Source organism: Streptomyces sp. NPDC000134 (assembly GCF_042899225.1).
GTDB lineage: Bacteria > Actinomycetota > Actinomycetes > Streptomycetales > Streptomycetaceae > Streptomyces.
The window spans coordinates 305,516-325,160 of the sequence record NZ_JBIAZN010000007.1; the positions used below are offsets into that span (position 1 = coordinate 305,516).

Sequence of the window (19,645 nt, forward strand, 5' to 3'; positions counted from 1 at the left end):
CGCAGGTACGGACTTTCACCATGGCTCATCAATGAGGGGTAGCAAGCACATGTCGAACGACGACAAGGTCCTCGACTACTTGAAGCGCTTGACCGCGGACCTGCGGCAGACCAGGCAACGGCTCCGCGAGGTCGAGGAGAAGGCCGGCGAGCCGATCGCGATCGTCGGCATGAGCTGCCGCTTCCCCGGCGGAGTCAACTCGCCGGAAGACCTGTGGCACCTCCTCGAATCCGAGGCGGACGCCGTCACCGGATTCCCCACGGACCGCGGTTGGGACCTGAAGGCCCTGTTCGACCCGGACCCCGCGAGCACCGGCACGTCGTACACCCGCATGGGAGCGTTCCTCGACCGCGTCGCGGAGTTCGACCCGGCGTTCTTCGGGATATCGCCGCGCGAGGCGCTGGCGATGGACCCCCAGCAGCGCCTGCTCCTGGAAACCTCCTGGGAGCTGTTCGAACGCGCGGGCATCGACCCCCATGCGGTACGGGGCAGCCGCTCCGGCGTGTTCATCGGCACCAACGGCCAGGACCACGGGCTGCTGGCCCTGCACGGCGCCGCCGAAGACCTGGGCGGACACCTGGCCACCGGCAACGCGGCCAGCATCATCTCCGGCCGGCTGTCCTACACCTTCGGCCTCGAAGGCCCCGCCGTCACGGTGGACACGGCGTGCTCGTCGTCGCTGGTGGCCCTTCACCTGGCCGCCCAGGCGCTGCGCCAGGGCGAATGCGAGCTGGCCCTGGTCGGCGGCGTGACGGTGATGTCGACCCCGAACTCCTTCATCGAGTTCAGCCGCCAGCGCGGGCTCGCGGAGGACGGCCGCTGCAAGGCGTTCTCCGACAGCGCGGACGGCACCGGCTGGGGCGAGGGCGTCGGCCTGCTGCTGGTGGAGAAGCTGTCGGACGCGCAGCGCAACGGCCACCAGGTGCTGGCGGTGGTCCGTGGTTCGGCGGTGAACCAGGACGGCGCCTCGAACGGCCTGACCGCGCCGAACGGCCCGTCGCAGCAGCGGGTGATCCGCCAGGCCCTGACCGCCGCCGGGCTCACCTCGTCCGACGTGGACGTGGTCGAGGCGCACGGCACGGGCACCACGCTGGGCGACCCGATCGAGGCCCAGGCGCTGCTCGCCACCTACGGCCAGGGCCGAACCGGTGAACCCCTGCTGCTGGGCTCGGTGAAGTCCAACATCGGGCACACCCAGGCCGCCGCCGGCGTGGCCGGTTTGATCAAGATGGTCATGTCGATGCGGCACGGGAAGCTGCCGAAGACCCTGCACGTCACCGAACCGTCGTCGCACGTGGACTGGTCGGCGGGTGCGGTGGAGCTGCTGACCGAGCAGCGGGCCTGGCCGGAGGTCGGCCGGCCGTGGCGGGCGGGTGTGTCGTCGTTCGGCGTGAGCGGCACGAACGCGCACGTCATCGTCGAGCAGGCCCCCGTGACGGAGCGGGAGGAGACCTCCGAGCCGGTACGCGAGGGTCTGGTGCCGTGGGTGCTGTCGGCGCGCAGCGCGGAGGCGTTGCGGGAGCAGGCCGCCCGGCTGGTGTCCTTCGTGGACGGACAGTCCCCGGTCGACGTGGGGTACTCGCTGGCGACCTCCCGGGCGGCGCTGGAGCACCGTGCCGTGGTCGTCGCCGAGGAGAGCGCCACCTTCCGGTCGGTGCTGGCCGCTCTCGCCGAGGGCCGGGACGGACCCGGCGCCGTGGTGGGCGAAACGGCACCGCACCTGCTGGGCTTCCTGTTCTCGGGCCAGGGCTCGCAGCGGCTCGGGATGGGCCGCGAACTGGCCGCGCGCCACCCGGTGTTCCGCGAGGCGCTGGATGCCGTACTGGACGCGTGCGAGCCGCGCGTACGGGAGGTGCTGTACGGCGAGGACGCCGATGCGCTGAACGAGACCGGCGTGACGCAGCCGGCGCTGTTCGCGGTCGAGGTGGCGCTGTTCCGGCTGCTGGAGTCGTGGGGCATCCGGCCGGACATGCTCGCCGGGCACTCGATCGGTGAGCTGGCCGCCGCCCATGTGGCGGGGGTGTGGTCGCTGGCGGACGCGGTGAAGGTGGTGTCGGCGCGGGGTGCGCTGATGCAGGCGCTGCCGTCGGGCGGTGCCATGGTCGCGATCCAGGCGTCGGAGACCGAGGTCGTACCGGATCTGACGGACACCGTGGGCGTGGCGGCGGTGAACGGCCCGTCGTCGGTGGTGGTCTCGGGCGTCGAGGCCGATGTCGAGGCGGTCGCGGAGAAGTGGCGCGCGGCGGGCCGGAAGGTGTCGCGCCTGAAGGTCAGTCACGCGTTCCACTCGCCGCTGATGAACCCGATGCTGGACGGCTTCCGCGCGGTGCTGGAAGAGGTCGAGTTCGGCGAGCCCGTGGTGCCGATCGTGTCCACGCTGACCGGTGCCCAGGTGACGGCCGAGGAGCTGGCCTCGCCGGAGTACTGGGTGCGGCATGTCCGTGAGTCCGTGCGCTTCCACGACGCGGTCGTCGCGCTGCGCGAGCAGGGCGTGGACGTGTTCCTGGAGATCGGTCCGGGCGGAACGCTGTCCGCCCTCGGCCGGGACAGCGTCTCCGACGCGGTCTTCCTGCCCGCCCTACGGGGTGACAGGCCGGAGGAGACGGCGCTCGTCACCACGGTCGTCGCGCTGCACGCCCGCGGCGTGACGGCGGACTGGGAGGCGTTCTTCGCGGGCCGGGGCGCGCGGCGGGTGGAGCTGCCGACGTACGCCTTCCAGCGTGAGCGGTACTGGCTGGACGCCCCGCCCGCCACCGAGGACGGCGGACGGATGTCGCCGGTGGAGGCGCGGTTCTGGGAGGTCGTGGAGGAAGGCGATGCCGCCGATCTCGCCGGCACGCTGGGGGTGTCGGCGGACGACCCGCTGAGCGCGGTGCTGCCCCGGCTGTCCGCGTGGCGCAGGGTACAGCGCGAACGGTCCACGGTGGACGGCTGGCGCTACCAGGTCGTCTGGCGTCCGGTGCCCGCGGGGCCCCGGTCGCTGGACGGGGCCTGGCTGGTGGTGGCGCCGGCCGGTGAGGACCGCGCCGAGTGGGTCCGTGAGGCCTTGGTCCGCGCCGGTGCCGAGGCGCAGGTGCTGGGCGTCGACCCGGAGGCGGTCGACCTGGCGGAGCCGCTGACCGCACTGCCCGAACTGCGCGGTGTGGTCTCACTGCTGGCGGCGGCGGACGCCGACACGGGTGCCGCCGCCACCGTCGGCCTGTTGCGGGCGCTCGGCGACGCGGGTGTGCGAGCACCGCTGTGGTGTGTGACGACGGGAGCGGTGTCGGCGGTCGCGGAGGACGCGGTCACCGGGTACGCGCAGTCGGTGGTGTGGGGTCTGGGCCGGGTGGCCGCACTGGAGCACCCTGAGCGCTGGGGTGGCCTGGTCGACCTGCCCGAGGCGCCGGACGACGCGACCGGTGACCTGCTCGCCTCCGTCCTCGCCGGGACCTCCGGCGAGGACCAGATCGCCCTGCGGGGCGACCGCGTCCTGGCCCGCAGACTGGCGCCCGCACCCCTGAACGGCGCCTACGCGCAGGGCTGGTCACCGCGCGGGACCGTGCTGGTGACCGGCGGCACCGGTGCCCTGGGCGGTCACGTGGCGCGCTGGGCGGCTGCGCGCGGAGCCGAGCACGTGGTCCTGGTGAGCCGTCGCGGCCGGACGGCGCGAGGAGCGCAGGAGCTGGAGGCCGAACTGGCCGGGCTCGGGGCGCGGGTGACGTTCGCCGCCTGTGACATGGCCGACCGGGACGCGGTGGCCGCGTTGCTGGAGAGCGTCCCGTCGCTGACGGCGGTGGTGCACGCGGCGGGCATCGAGCGGTCGGCCGCTCTCACCGACCTCGGGGCGGACGAGCTGGCGGAGGTGCTGGCGGTCAAGGCGGCCGGCGCCCGGCACCTGCACGAACTGCTGGCCGGGACACCGCTGGACGCGTTCGTGCTGTTCTCCTCCATCGCCGGTGTGTGGGGCAGCGGAGGACAGGGCGCGTACGCGGCGGCGAACGCCTGTCTGGACGCGCTGGCCGAGCACCGCAGGGCGGCGGGCCTGCCCGCCACGGCGGTCGCATGGGGCCCCTGGGCCGGTGGCGGCATGGTCGGCGACGAGGCCGAGCGGCAACTCGCCCGGCGCGGACTCGTGGTGCTGCCGCCCGACCTCGCGGTGGACGCCCTCGCCGACGCGATCGGCGCCGGCCTGGCGAGCACGGTGGTGGCGGACGTCCGCTGGGAGCCGTTCGCGGCCACCTTCACGATGCGCCGGCCGAGCCCGCTCCTGGACGAACTGCCCGACCTGCGCACGGCCACCGAGGACACCCCGGCGGAACGGGGCACCTCGCCGCTCGCGCGGCGCTTGGCGGGCCTGGACGCGGCCGAGCAGGAACGGCAACTGACCGAACTGGTGCGCTACGAGGCGGCCACCGTCCTCGGTCACGTCTCCGGTGACGCCTTCTCCGCGACCCGCGCCTTCAAGGACCTGGGCTTCGACTCGCTGACCGCGATGGAGCTGCGCACCCGGCTCGGCGAGGTGACCGGTGCGGCCCTGCCCGCGACCCTGGTCTTCGACTACCCGAACGCGGCCACGCTGGCGGCGCACCTGCGTGTCGTGCTGTTCGGCGAGGACGCCGCCCCCGCCCTCCCCACCCCGGACGCCGTGCCCGGGACGACCGACGAGCAGATCGCGATCGTCGCGATGGCGTGCCGGTACCCCGGCGGAGTGTCGAGCCCCGAGGACCTGTGGCGGGTGCTCATGTCGGGCGGCGACGCGGTGACGGAGTTCCCGGCCGACCGTGGCTGGGACCTCCAGGCGTTGTACGACCCCGCCGGCACCGCTCCCGGCACCTCCTACACCCGCATGGGCGCCTTCCTCGAACAGGCGGGGGAGTTCGACGCGGACTTCTTCGGGATATCGCCCCGCGAGGCGCTCGCGATGGACCCCCAGCAGCGACTGCTCCTCGAAACCTCCTGGGAGACGTTCGAACGGGCCGGCATCGACCCCGAAGCGCTGCGCGGCGAGCCCGTCGGCGTCTTCGTGGGCTCGAACATGCAGGACTACAGCGTGCTGCTGCGCACCGCCGCCGAGGACGTGAGCGGGTACGCGGCGACCGGCAGCGCGGCGAGTGTGGTCTCCGGCCGGCTGTCCTACACCTTCGGTCTCGAAGGCCCCGCCGTCACCGTGGACACCGCGTGCTCCTCGTCCCTGGTCGCCCTGCACCTGGCGGTGCAGGCGCTGCGCTCGGGCGAGTGCTCGACGGCGCTGGTCGGCGGTGTGACGGTGATGTCGACACCGGGCTCGTTCATCGAGTTCAGCCGCCAGCGCGGGCTGGCGGAGGACGGCCGGTGCAAGGCGTTCTCCGCCGGCGCGGACGGCACGGGCTGGGGCGAGGGCGTCGGCATGCTGCTCGTCGAGAAGCTGTCGGACGCCCGGCGCAACGGGCATCCGGTGCTGGCCGTCGTCCGTGGCTCGGCGGTGAACCAGGACGGTGCGTCCAATGGTCTGACCGCGCCGAACGGTCCGTCGCAGCAGCGGGTGATCCGCCAGGCGCTCGCCGGCGCCGGGCTGACCCCGTCCGAGGTGGACGCGGTGGAGGCGCACGGCACGGGCACGACGCTGGGCGACCCCATCGAGGCGCAGGCGCTGCTGGCCACCTACGGGCAGGACCGTACCGGCGAGCCGCTGCTGCTGGGTTCGGTGAAGTCGAACATCGGGCACACGCAGGCCGCCGCCGGTGTGGCCGGGGTGATCAAGATGGTCCTGGCGATGCGGCACGGCGTACTGCCGAAGACCCTGCACGTGACCGAACCGTCCCCGCACGTGGACTGGTCTGCGGGGACCGTGGAACTGGTCACCGACCACCGCGAGTGGCCCGCGGTGGACCGGCCGCGCAGGGCGGGTGTCTCGTCGTTCGGGTTCAGCGGCACCAACGCGCACGCGGTCATCGAGCAGGCCCCCGCGACGGAGCAGGAGGAGGCCCTCGAGGAGACCCCCGAGCCGGTACGCGACGGCCTGGTGCCGTGGGTGCTGTCGGCACGCGACGAGAACGCCCTGCGCGGCCAGGCCGAGCGGCTGACGGCGATCGTGGACGAACACGCTCCCGTCGACATCGGTTACTCGCTGGCGACGTCGCGGGCGGCGCTGGACCACCGCGCGGTGATCGTCGCCGCCGACCGGTCCGAGTTCCTCGACGCCCTGGCGGCGGTGGCGGACGGCCGGCCGGCCGGTGCCGTGGTGACCGGGGTCGCCGACGAGCCGGGTCGAGTGGGTTTCCTGTTCTCGGGCCAGGGGTCGCAGCGGCTGGGCATGGGCCGTGAACTGGCGGCACGCTTCCCGGTGTTCGCCGAGGCGCTGGAGGAGGTGCTGGGCGCGTTCGGCCCGGCGGTGCGCGAGGCGCTGTTCGGCCAGGACGCCGAGGCGTTGAACGAGACCGGGGTGACGCAGCCGGCGTTGTTCGCGGTGGAGGTGGCGCTGTTCCGTCTCCTTGAGTCGTGGGACATCCGCCCAGATGTGGTGGCGGGGCATTCGATCGGTGAGCTGGCCGCCGCCCATGTGGCGGGTGTGTGGTCGCTGGCGGACGCGGTGAAGGTGGTGTCGGCGCGGGGTGCGCTGATGCAGGGGCTGCCGGCCGGTGGCGCCATGGTGGCCGTCCAGGCGTCGGAGGCCGAGGTCGTACCGGACCTGCCGGACACCGTGGGCGTGGCGGCGGTGAACGGCCCGTCGTCGGTGGTGATCTCGGGCGTCGAGGCCGATGTGCAGGCGGTCGCGGAGAAGTGGCGCGAGGCGGGCCGCAAGGTGTCCCGTCTCAAGGTCAGCCACGCGTTCCACTCGCCCCTGATGGACCCGATGCTGGACGACTTCCGCCAGGTCCTGGAAGAGGTGTCCTACGAGGCGCCGATGCTGCCGGTCGTGTCGACGCTGACCGGTGTTCGGGCCACGACACAGGAGCTGACCTCTCCGGAGTACTGGGTGCGGCATGTGCGGGAGTCGGTGCGGTTCGCCGACGCCGTCGGCACGCTCGCGGGCGAGGGCGTGAGCACGTTCGTCGAGATCGGCCCCGGGGGCACGCTGTCCGCGTCGGGACAGGAGTCCGCGCCGGAGGCGGCCTTCGTACCGGTGCTGCGTGGTGGCCGCCCGGAGGAGTCCGCGTTGGTCTCGGCGGTGGCGCGGGTGTGCGCGCGGGGCGTGACGGTGGACTGGGAGGCGTTCTTCGCCGGTCGCGGGGCGCGGCGGGTGGACCTGCCGACCTACGCCTTCCAGCGCCGGCGCTACTGGGTCGACGCACGGCCGCACACGGGTGACGTCACGGCGGTCGGACTCGGCGCGACCGAGCATCCGCTGCTGGGCGCGACCATCGAACTGGGCGACACGGACGGTGTGCTGCTGACGGGCCGGCTGTCGGTCCAGACCCACCCGTGGCTGGCCGACTACGTGGTGCAGGGCGCGGTCCTGCTGCCCGGCACGGCCTTCGTCGAGCTGGCGATCCGCGCGGGCGACCAGGTCGGCTGCGACCTGGTGGAGGAACTGACGCTGGAGGCACCGCTGGTGGTGCCCGAGCACGGTGGCGTCCGGGTGCAGGCGTGGATCGGTGCCGAGGACGGGGCCGGCGGACGCGAGCTGACGTTCTTCTCCAGCGCGGGTGACACCGACGACGACCGGCCGTGGACCCGTAACGCCACCGCTGTGCTGCGCACGGGCACGCGTGCCACCGGGGTCGCCCTGGCGCAGTGGCCGCCCACCGGGGCCGAGACCGTGGACCTGGACGGGTTCTACGACGACGAGGCGACCGAGGGGGGTACCGGCCGCGGACCGGCCTTCCAGGGGCTGCGGGCGGCGTGGCGCCGTGGGGACGAGGTGTTCGCCGAGGTCGCGCTGCCCGAGGGAGTGGACACGGACGGTTTCGGCCTGCACCCGGCGCTGCTGGACGCGGCGCTGCACGCGGTGGAGCGGCCCGGCGACTCGGACCGGCTTCCGTTCGCGTGGTCGGGTGTACGGCTGCACGCCTCGGGTGCGACGGTGCTGCGGGTGCGCCTGGCGCCCTCGGGGCCGGACGAGGTCTCGCTGGTGGTGGCGGACGGGGCGGGCGCTCCGGTCGCGACCGTGGACTCGCTGGCGCTGCGCCCGGTGTCGCTGGACCAGCTCGCCCGTGGTGACGGACACGGCGACGCGCTGTTCGCCGTGGACTGGGTGCCGGTTGCGCCGGCCGATGGTGATGTCCCGACCGTCGAGTGGGCCGAGCCGGACGCTTCGGCGGGTCCGCTGTCCGACTTCGTGGCCGTGGCCTGCCCGGTCACGTCCGGCTCCGACCCGGTGCCGGCCGCGCACGAGGCGGCGCACTGGGCGCTGGACGTGGTGCAGCGGTGGCTGTCGGAGGAGCGGTCCGACGCGGCGCGTCTGGTCGTGGTGACGACCGGAGCGGTCGCTGCCTCGTCCGACGAGCGGGTACGGGATGTGGCGCAGGCGGCGGTATGGGGCCTGATGCGGTCGGCGCAGTCGGAGCATCCGGACCGGTTCGTGCTGGTCGACCTCGATGGCGAGGCGGCCTCGCTGGAGGCGCTGCCCGTGGCGGTGACGACGGGGGAGCCGCAGCTCGCGGTGCGTTCCGGTGACGTACGGGCGCCCCGCCTGTCCAGAGCGGAGCAGTCCCTGACGGAGGACCCCGGCTTCGGTTCGGGCGCGGTGCTGGTCACCGGTGCGACGGGCACGCTGGGCGGGCTCGTGGCCCGGCACCTGGTCGCGGAGCGCGGTGTACGGAACCTGCTGCTGGTCAGCCGGCGCGGCGCGGCGGCCGAGGGCGCCGAGGAACTGCGCGGCGACCTCCTCGCGCTGGGCGCCGAGGTGACGTTCGCGGCGTGCGACGTGGCCGACCGGGACGCGCTGGCGGCCTTGCTGGCCGAGCACGAGGTCTCCGCGGTCGTGCACACGGCGGGTGTGCTGGACGACGGTGTGATCGGCTCGCTGAACCCCGAGCGCATCGACACGGTGTTCCGGCCGAAGGTGGACGCGGCCTGGAACCTGCACGAGCTGACCCGCGACCTGGACCTGTCGGCGTTCGTGCTGTTCTCGTCGGTGGCCGGCGTCCTCGGAGCCCCCGGCCAGGCGAACTACGCGGCGGCGAACACCTTCCTGGACGCGCTCGCCCAGCACCGCCGGGCCGCCGGACTGCCCGCCACCTCGCTGGCCTGGGGCCTGTGGGCCGAGGCCAGCGGCATGACCGGCCGGCTCGACGACGCCGACCTGCGACGCATGAGCCGGGGCGGCCTGATACCCCTGCGTACGGCCGAGGGGCTGGCGTTGTTCGACGCGGCGGGCACGACCGGGCGTGCCGCCCTGGCGCCGGTTCCCCTGGACCTGCCCGCGTTGCGCCGGCAGGCGCGCTCCCAGCCCGTGCCGCACATGCTGCGCGGACTGGTGCGCGGTACGGCGCGTGGGACGGCTGAGGCGGGCTCGGCCTCCGGGTCGGCGCTGGCCCGGTCGCTGGCGGGGCTGACCGCCGCGGAGCGCGAAAAGGCGCTGCTGGACCTCGTACTCGGCCACGTGGCCGTGGTGCTGGGGCACAGCTCGGCACAGGCCGTGGCACCTGGGCGTCCGTTCAAGGAGCTGGGTTTCGACTCGCTCAGCGCGGTGGAGCTGCGCAACCGGCTCACCGCGGTCACCGAGCTGCGCCTGCCGGCGACGCTGGTCTTCGACTACCCGACGCCCGCGGCGCTGGCGGCGTTCCTCGGTGCGGAACTCGCGGGCGCACCCGTCCTGACGACGCCCGTCCGCACCACGGCCGTCACCGACGAGCCGATCGCCATCGTCGGCATGAGCTGCCGCTTCCCCGGCGGGGTGAACTCGCCCGAGGACCTGTGGCGGCTCGTCGGGTCCGGCGCTGACGTGCTGACCGGCTTCCCCGACGACCGGGGCTGGGACCTGGACGCGCTGTTCGACGACGACCCCGACCAGCGGGGGACGAGCTACACCCGTGAGGGCGGGTTCCTGCGCGGCGCGGCCGAGTTCGACCCGGCGTTCTTCGGCATCTCGCCGCGCGAGGCGCTGGCGATGGACCCGCAGCAGCGGCTCCTCCTGGAGACCTCGTGGGAGGCATTCGAGCGGGCCGGCATCGACCCGCACGCGGTGCGCGGCAGCCGCTCCGGTGTCTTCGTCGGCACCAACGGCCAGGACTACGCGGCACTGCTGATGGCCGCGCCGGAGGACGTCGAGGGGTATGCCGGCACGGGCAGCGCGGCGAGCGTGATCTCCGGCCGGCTGTCCTACACGTTCGGTCTCGAAGGCCCCGCCGTCACGGTGGACACGGCGTGCTCGTCGTCGCTGGTGGCCCTTCACCTGGCCGCCCAGGCGCTGCGCCAGGGGGAGTGCGAGCTGGCGTTGGTCGGCGGTGTGACGGTGATGTCGACGCCGGGCGCTTTTATCGAGTTCAGCCGTCAGCGTGGGCTGGCGGTGGACGGCCGGTGCAAGGCGTTCTCCGACAGCGCGGACGGCACGGGCTGGGGCGAGGGCGTCGGCATGCTGCTGGTGGAGCGCCTGTCGGACGCGCAGCGCAACGGCCACCAGGTGCTGGCGGTGGTCCGTGGTTCGGCGGTGAACCAGGACGGCGCCTCGAACGGCCTGACCGCGCCGAACGGTCCGTCGCAGCAGCGGGTGATCCGCCAGGCCCTGGCGAGCGCGGGGCTGGCTCCGTCCGAGGTGGACGCGGTGGAGGCGCACGGTACGGGCACGGCATTGGGCGACCCGATCGAGGCGCAGGCGCTGCTGGCGACGTACGGGCAGGGCCGTACCGGCGAGCCGCTGCTGCTGGGTTCGGTGAAGTCGAACATCGGGCACACGCAGGCGGCGGCCGGTGTCGCGGGTGTGATCAAGATGGTGATGGCGTTGCGGCAGGGTGTGCTGCCGCAGACGTTGCACGTGACCGAGCCGTCGTCGCACGTGGACTGGTCGGCGGGTGCGGTGGAGCTGCTGACCGAGCAGCGGGCGTGGCCGGAGGTCGGCCGGCCGTGGCGGGCGGGTGTGTCGTCGTTCGGTGTGAGCGGCACGAACGCGCACGTGATCGTCGAGCAGGCCCCCGTGGTGGAGCGGGAGGAGATCTCCGAGCCGGTACGCGAGGGTCTGGTGCCGTGGGTGCTGTCGGCGCGCAGCGCGGAGGCGTTGCGGGAGCAGGCCGCCCGGCTGGTGTCCTTCGTGGACGGACAGTCCCCGGTCGATGTGGGGTACTCGCTGGCGACGTCGCGGGCGGCGCTGGAGCACCGTGCCGTGGTCGTCGCCACTGATCGAGCCGAGTTCCTCGACGCCCTGGTGGCGGTGGCGGACGGTCAGCCGGCCGGTGCTGTGGTGACGGGTGTCGCCGACGAACCCGGCCAGGTGAGTTTCCTGTTCTCGGGCCAGGGCTCGCAGCGGCTGGGCATGGGCCGCGAACTGGCCGCCCGCTACCCGGTGTTCGCCGAAGCCCTGGACGAGGCGCTGGCCGCGTTCGATCCGAAGGTGCGCGAGGCGCTGTTCGGTGAGGATGCCGATGCGCTGAACGAGACGGGGGTGACGCAGCCCGCGCTGTTCGCGGTCGAGGTGGCGCTGTTCCGTCTCCTTGAGTCCTGGGGCATCCGTCCCGACGTACTGGCCGGGCACTCGATCGGCGAACTGGCCGCCGCGCATGTGGCGGGGGTGTGGTCGCTGGCGGACGCGGTGAAGGTGGTGTCGGCGCGGGGTGCGCTGATGCAGGCGCTGCCGTCGGGCGGTGCCATGGTCGCGATCCAGGCGTCGGAGGCTGAAGTCGCCACGGAACTGCCGGACACCGTGGGCATAGCGGCGGTGAACGGTCCCACCTCGGTGGTCGTCTCCGGTGCCGCCACCGACGTCGAGGCGGTCGCGGAGCGCTGGCGTGAGGCGGGCCGGAAGGTGTCCCGCCTCAAGGTCAGCCACGCGTTCCACTCGCCTCTGATGGACCCGATGCTGGACGACTTCCGCCGGGTGTTGGAGGACGTGTCCTACGAGGCGCCTTCGGTGCCGATCGTGTCGACGCTGACCGGCGTCCGGGCCACGGCCGAGGAGCTGACCTCCCCGGAGTACTGGGTACGGCACGTACGCGAGGCGGTCCGTTTCGCCGACGCCATCAACACGCTCACGGCCGAGGGCGTGAGCACGTTCGTCGAGGTCGGTCCGGGCGGCACGCTGTCCGCGCTGGGCCAGGAGTCCGCGCCCGAGGCGGCCTTCGTACAGGTGCTGCGTGGGGACCGGCCGGAAGCGGTGGCCGCCACCCTGGCTGCCGGGCACCTGCACGTGCGCGGTGTCCCGGTGGAGTGGGCGGCGTTCTTCGACGGCAGCGGCGCCCGCCGGGTCGACCTGCCGACGTACGCCTTCCAGCACCAGCGCTACTGGATCGACATGGCGGCACTGACCGGTGATGTCACGGCGGCCGGGCTCGGCGCGGCCGAACACCCGCTGCTCGGTGCGGCCGTGGCGGTGGGCGGCACGGACGGCGTGCTGCTCACCGGCCGGCTGTCGATCCGGACCCACCCGTGGCTGGCGGACTACGTGGTCCAGGACTCCACGCTGCTGCCCGGGACGGCGGTCGTGGAACTGGCGATCCGCGCGGGCGACCAGGTCGGCTGCGACGTGGTCGAGGAACTGACCTTGGAGGCGCCGCTCGTCCTGCCCGAGAACGGCTCGGTGCAGGTCCAGGTGTGGGCCGGTGCCGAGGACGAGTCGGGCCGGCGTGAGCTGACCCTGCACTCCAGCGCGGGTGACGACGGCGTGTCGTGGACCCGACACGCGACCGGCACCCTCCGTACCGGCGGGCTCGGTGAGGGGGTCCCTCTCGCCGAGTGGCCGCCGGCAGGGGCCGGCACCGTCGACCTGGACGGGTTCTACGACGAAGCGGCTGGGGCGGGCTTCGGTTACGGGCCGGTCTTCCAGGGCCTGCGGGCGGCGTGGCGGCTCGGGGACGAGGTGTTCGCCGAGGTCGCGCTGCCCGAGGGCGTGGGTGCGGACGGTTTCGGTCTGCATCCGGCGCTGCTGGACGCGGCGCTGCACGCGATCGGCCTGGCCGGTGACGCGGACGGGGTCGGGCGGCTGCCGTTCGCCTGGTCGGGGGTGCGGCTGCACGCCTCCGGTGCCGAGACGCTGCGGGTGCGGTTGACGCCCTCGGGCCCGGACCGGGTGGCGTTGACCGTCGCGGACGGCACCGGTGCTCCGGTCGCCGGGATCGACTCCCTGGTGCTGCGGCCGGTGCCGGAGACGCTGGCGTCGCACAAGGACCGGAAGTCGCTGTTCGGCGTGGACTGGGTGCCGGTTCCGCCGACCGACGGTGATGTCCCGACCGTCGAGTGGGCCGAGCTGGACGCTGTGGCCGACTCGCGGTCCGACTTCGTGGCCGTGGCCTGCCCGGTCACGTCCGGCTCCGACCCGGTGCCGGCCGCGCACGAGGCGGCGCACTGGGCGCTGAACGCGGTACAGACCTGGCTGTCGGACGAGCGGTCCGGCACGGCACGGCTGGCCGTGGTGACCCAGGGCGCACTGGCCGCGTCGGCCGATGAGGGCGTCCTCGATGTGGCGCAGGCGGCGGTGTGGGGCCTGGTGCGGTCGGCGCAGTCGGAGAACCCGGACCGGTTCGTGCTGGTCGACCTCGACGACGACGCCGCGTCGAGGGACGCGCTGCCCGTCGCGCTGACCACCGGGGAACCGCAACTAGTGGTCCGCGCCGGTGAGATACGGGCGCCCCGCCTCGCCAGGGTGGAGGAGTCGCTGACGGAGGACCCCGGTTTCGGTTCGGGCGCGGTGCTGGTCACGGGTGCGACGGGCACGCTGGGCGGACTCGTGGCCCGGCATCTCGTCGCGGAGCGGGGCGTACGGAGCCTGCTGCTGGTCAGTCGGCGCGGCGCGGCGGCCGAGGGCGCCGAGGCGCTGCGCGGCGATCTCGTCGCGCTGGGCGCCGAGGTGACGTTCGCCGCCTGTGACGTGGCGGACCGGGACGCGGTGGCGGCGCTGCTCGCCGAACACCCCGTCACCGCCGTCGTCCACACCGCCGGTGTCCTGGACGACGGGACGATCGGCTCGCTGACGCCCGAGCGCATCGACACGGTGTTCCGGCCGAAGGTGGACGCCGCCTGGCACCTGCACGAACTCACCCGCGACCTGGATCTGACGGCGTTCGTGCTGTTCTCCTCCGTGGCGGGCACCCTCGGCGGTCCCGGACAGGGCAACTACGCGGCGGCCAACACCTTCCTGGACGCGCTGGCCCAGCACCGCCGGGCCGCCGGCCTGCCCGCCACCTCGCTGGCCTGGGGCCTGTGGGCCGAGGCCAGCGGCATGACCGGCCGGCTCGACGACGCCGACGTGAAACGGCTGAGCCGGGGCGGCCTGATACCCCTGCGTACGGCCGAAGGGCTGGCACTGTTCGACGCGGCGGGCTCGACCGGGCGTGCCGTCCTGGCGCCGGTGTCCCTGGATTTGCCAGCCCTGCACCGGCAGGCGCGCTCCCACCCCGTGCCGCACATGCTGCGCGGGCTGGTGCGCGGTACGGCACGCCGGAGCGTCGAGCGCGCCGCCGTCGCCGGTACGGAGCTGGCCCGGTCGCTGGCCGGACTGACCGAGACCGAACGGGTGGAAGCGCTGCTGGACCTCGTGCTCGGCCACGTGGCCGTGGTACTCGGCCACGGCTCGGCACACACCATCGCGCCCGACCGCGCGTTCAAGGAACTGGGCTTCGACTCACTGACCGCCGTGGAACTGCGCAACCGGCTCACCGCGGCCACCGAACTGCGCCTGCCCGCGACGCTGGTCTTCGACTACCCGACCCCCGCGACGCTCGCGGCCCACCTCGGCGCGGAACTCGCGGGCGCACCCGCTGCCGTGACCACCACCCGCACCACCGCCGCCGTCACCGACGAGCCGATCGCCATCGTCGGCATGAGCTGCCGCTTCCCCGGCGGGGTGAACTCGCCCGAGGACCTGTGGCGCCTGGTGCTGGACGGTGTCGACGCCATCGGGGAGTTCCCCGGCAACCGAGGGTGGGACCTGGCGAACCTGTACGACCCCGACCCGGAGCACCTGGGCACCTCGTACGCCCGTGAAGGCGGTTTCCTGTACGACGCCGACCAGTTCGATCCGACGTTCTTCGGTATCTCGCCGCGTGAGGCGCTGGCGATGGACCCGCAGCAGCGGCTGCTGCTGGAGACGTCCTGGGAGGCGTTCGAGCGGGCCGGGATCGACCCGAACTCGGTGCGGGGACAGGACATCGGCGTCTTCACCGGCTCGAACGTGCAGGACTACACCACCCTGCTGTCGGCGAGCGAGGAGAGCGTCGAGGGGTTCATCGGCACGGGCAACGCGGCGAGCGTCGTGTCCGGCCGGGTCGCCTACGCGTTCGGGCTGGAGGGCCCGGCGGTGACGGTCGACACGGCGTGCTCGTCGTCGCTGGTGGCGCTGCACCTGGCGGTGCGGGCGCTGCGGGCGGGTGACTGCTCGACCGCGCTGGCGGGCGGTGTGACGGTGATGTCGACGCCGGGCTCGTTCATCGAGTTCAGCCGCCAGCGCGGACTGTCCACCGACGGCCGCTGCCGGCCGTTCTCGTCGGACGCGGACGGCACCGGCTGGGGCGAGGGCGTCGGCATGGTCGTACTGGAGAAGCTGTCCGACGCGGAGCGCAACGGTCACCGGGTGCTGGCGGTGGTGCGCGGTTCCGCGATCAACCAGGACGGCGCGTCCAACGGTCTGACCGCGCCGAACGGGCCGTCGCAGCAGCGGGTGATCCGGCAGGCGCTGGCCGCCGCCGGGCTCGCCCCGTCCGACGTGGACGCGGTCGAGGCGCACGGTACCGGTACGAAGCTGGGCGACCCGATCGAGGCGCAGGCGCTGCTGGCCACCTACGGCCAGGACCGGCCCGCCGGCCGGCCGCTGTGGCTGGGCTCGCTGAAGTCCAACATCGGGCACACTCAGGGCGCGGCCGGTGTGGCCGGCATCATCAAGATGGTCATGGCGATGCGGCACGGCGTACTGCCGAAGACGCTGCACGTCGCCGAGCCCACCCCGCAGGTCGACTGGTCGGCCGGTGACGTGGCGCTCCTCACCGAGGCCCGCGACTGGCCGGACACCGGCCGACCGCGCCGCTTCGGGGTGTCGTCGTTCGGCTTCAGCGGCACCAACGCGCACGCCATCATCGAACAGGCACCGGCGACCGAGCCCGTCATCATCGAGCAGACACCGGCCACCGGGCCGGTATCCGGCGAAGACGCACCAGCCACCGAGCCGACGACCGCGCCCGAACAGTCCCCGCTGCCGCTGCTGCTGTCGGCCAAGGACCAGGACGCGTTGCGGGCGCAGGCCCAGCGGCTGCGCGCCCACCTGGTGGCCCACCCCGAGCTGCGACCGCGCGATGTCGCCGGCACGCTCGCGGTGGCGCGGTCGGCCTTCGACGGCCGGGCGGTCGTCGTCGGCCGGGACCGCGACGGCCTGCTCGCGGGCCTGGCCGCGATCGCGGAGGGGCCGACGGCGGTGACCCGGGGCGTGGAGTCGGCCCGGGTGGTGACCGGTACGGCCCGGCCCGCCGGCAAGGTGGCGTTCGTCTTCCCGGGCCAGGGCTCGCAGTGGCTGGGCATGGGCGCCGCGCTGGCGGAGTCGTCGCCGGTGTTCCGGGCTTCGCTGGAGGCGTGCGCCGAGGCCCTCGCCCCGTACGTGGACTGGTCGTTGTGGGACGTGCTGGCCGACGCCGACGCGCTGGAACGGGTCGACGTGGTGCAGCCCGCGCTGTTCGCGGTGATGGTGTCGCTGGCCGCGCTGTGGCGCTCGTACGGCGTGGAGCCGGACGCGGTGGTGGGGCACAGCCAGGGCGAGATCGCCGCCGCTCATGTGGCGGGGGCCCTGTCGCTGGCCGACGCGGCGAAGGTGGTGACACTGCGGAGCCGGGCCATCGTGGAACTGTCGGGCCAGGGCGGCATGGTGTCGCTGGCGGTGCCGGTCGAGCAGGCCCGGGAGCGGATCGAACGCTGGGCGGGACGGATCTCGGTCGCCGCGGTGAACGGTCCCGGCTCGGTGGTCGTGGCGGGTGACGCCGACGCGCTGGACGAGCTGGTGGAGTCCTGCGCCACCGACGGTGTGCGGGCGCGCCGGGTCCCGGTGGACTACGCCTCGCACTCGCCGCACGTCGAGCGCATCCGCGAGACCCTGGCCACCGCGCTGGCCGGAGTGGAACCGACCCGGGCACGGGTGCCGATGCTGTCGACGGTGACCGGGGAGTGGCTGACCGGGACCGAGGTGGGCGCCGAGTACTGGTACCGCAACCTGCGGCAGCCCGTACGGTTCGAGGAGGCGACGCGCGGCCTGCTCGACCGGGGCGTCGGCGTGTTCGTCGAGTGCAGCCCGCACCCCGTACTGACCATCGGCGTGCGCGAGACGCTGGAGGCCACCGGCGCCGAGGCCGTGGTCGGCGGCACGCTGCGCCGCGACGACGGGGACCTGGACCGGTTCCTGTTCTCGGTCGCCGAGGCGTACGTGCGGGGGCTGCCCTTCGACTGGCGTCAGATGCTGCCCGGGGCGCGGCACGTGGACCTGCCCACCTACGCCTTCCAGCACCAGCGGTTCTGGCCCAGCATGGCCGCGGCCCCCGCGGCCGACGCCACCGGCTCCATCGACGCCAAGTTCTGGGCGGCCGTGGCGGACGGCGACCTCGGCGAGCTGGCGGCCGAACTGGACGTGTCGCCCGACGACCCGATCGGCGCCGTACTGCCCCGGCTCTCGTCGTGGCGGCAGGCGCAGAACGCCCACTCCGAGATCGACGGCTGGCGTTACCGCATCGCCTGGCTGCCGGTGCCCGAACCCACCGCCGCCCTCACCGGCACCTGGCTCGTGGTCAGCCGGGACGGCGCCGGCGAGGAATCCGTCGCCGACGCGCTGACCCGGTACGGCGCGCGGGTGCTGCCGGTCCGGGCCGGCGACGCGGCCCAGGACCGGGACGCGCTGACCGCCCTGCTCACGGCGGTCGACGAACCCGTCGCGGGCGTGCTGTCCCTGCTCGCGCTCGACCCCGCACTGCCCTCGGGCGGCGTGTACGCCACCCTCGCCCTCGTCCAGGCACTCGGCGACACCGGTCTCACCGCACCGCTGTGGTACGCGACGCGGGGCGGGGTCACGGTCGGCCGCTCCGACACCCCCGTCCGCCCCGAACAGGCGATGGTGTGGGGCCTCGCCCGGTGCGTCGGACGGGAACAGCCCGAACGCTGGGGCGGCCTCGTCGACCTGCCCGACACCCTGGACGACCGCGCCGCCGCCCGCCTCGCGGGCATCCTCGCCGGCACCGGGGACGAGGACCAGGTCGCGCTGCGGACCGGCGGCGTGTACGCCCGCCGGCTGGTGCGGGCCCCCTCGGGCCGGACCGGCGACTGGGAGCCCACCGGCACCGTCCTGATCACCGGCGGCACCGGCGGGATCGGCGCCCACGTGGCCAGGTGGCTGGCCGCCAAGGGCGCGGACCACCTGCTGCTGACCAGCAGGCGCGGCCCCGACGCCGACGGCGCGGACGAACTGCGCGCGGAACTGACCGGACTGGGCGCGCGGGTCACCATCGCCGCCTGCGACGTCGCCGACCGGGAGTCGGTGGCCAAGCTGCTGGCCTCGGTACCGCAGGAGTATCCGCTCACCGCGATCATGCACACGGCCGGCGTCCTGGACGACGGCGTGCTGAGCGCGCTCACCCCGGACCGGCTCGCCGCCGTGCTGCGGCCGAAGGTCGACGCCGCCGTCAACCTGGACGAGCTGACCCGCGACCTGGACCTGTCGGCGTTCGTGATGTTCTCCTCGATCTCCGGCACGTTCGGCGCGCTGGCCCAGGGCAGCTACGCCGCCGCCAACGCCTACCTCGACGCGTTCGCCGAACGGCGCGTGGCGGCCGGCCTGCCGGCCGGCTCCGTCGCCTGGGGACCGTGGGGCGGCGGCGGCATGGTGGGGGAGCAGCTCGGCGAGATCCTGCGCAGCCGCGGCACGGCACCGTTCGACCCCGAACTGGCCATCGCCGCACTGGACCGGGCCGTCCGCGAGGACGATCCGACCGTGCTGGTCGTCGCGGACATCGACTGGGACGTGTACGCGCCGTCGCTGCCGGCCACCCTGCTGCGGGAACTGCCCGCCGCGCGCCGCGCCCCGGCACCCGCACAGGCGGCGGCACCGCAGGACCTGACGGCCCGGCTCACCGCACTGCCCGCCCCGGAGCGCGAGCGCGCCGTACTCGAACTGGTACGGGAGCACGTGGCCGCCGTCCTCGGCTACGAGAGCCCCAAGATGGTGGAGCCCGGCCGGGCGTTCAAGGAACTGGGCTTCGACTCGCTCACCGCGGTCGAGTTCCGCAACGTGTTCAACACGGCCACCGGACTGAGCCTGCCCTCCACGCTCGTCTTCGACCACCCCACCCCGGCCGCGCTCGCCGCCCACGTGCTCGACCGGATGCCGGGCATGGGAACGCCGACCATCGACGCCGAACTGGACCGGCTGGAGGCCGCGCTGTCCGCCCTGGCACCGGGCGACGACCAGCAGAGCGCCGCCGTCGGCGCCCGCCTCCGCGCGCTGCTGTCCCGGTGGGACGAGGCGCACACCCGCACCGAACCCGCAGCCTCCGGACCGGACGCGCGCACCGCGTCGGCGGACGAACTGCTCGCCCTGCTCGACCAGCAGCTCGGCAACTCCTGAGCCGAGCCG

Annotated in this window: 1 protein-coding gene; it reads left to right on the top strand. The window is 74.0% G+C overall.

The window, feature by feature from the left end; all coding sequences use genetic code 11:
* The first annotated feature begins 49 nt into the window (after positions 1-49).
* Positions 50-19,636 (top strand): type I polyketide synthase, encoded by a 19,587-nt coding sequence (locus tag ACFY32_RS13390; protein WP_390674248.1) that lies wholly within the window; start codon positions 50-52, stop codon positions 19,634-19,636.
* Positions 19,637-19,645: the final 9 nt, after the last annotated feature.

Bases quoted from the DNA above. Each gene is read 5' to 3' on its own strand.
- ACFY32_RS13390 (WP_390674248.1), top strand. From the start codon at position 50: ATGTCGAACGACGACAAGGTCCTCGACTACTTGAAGCGCTTGACCGCG.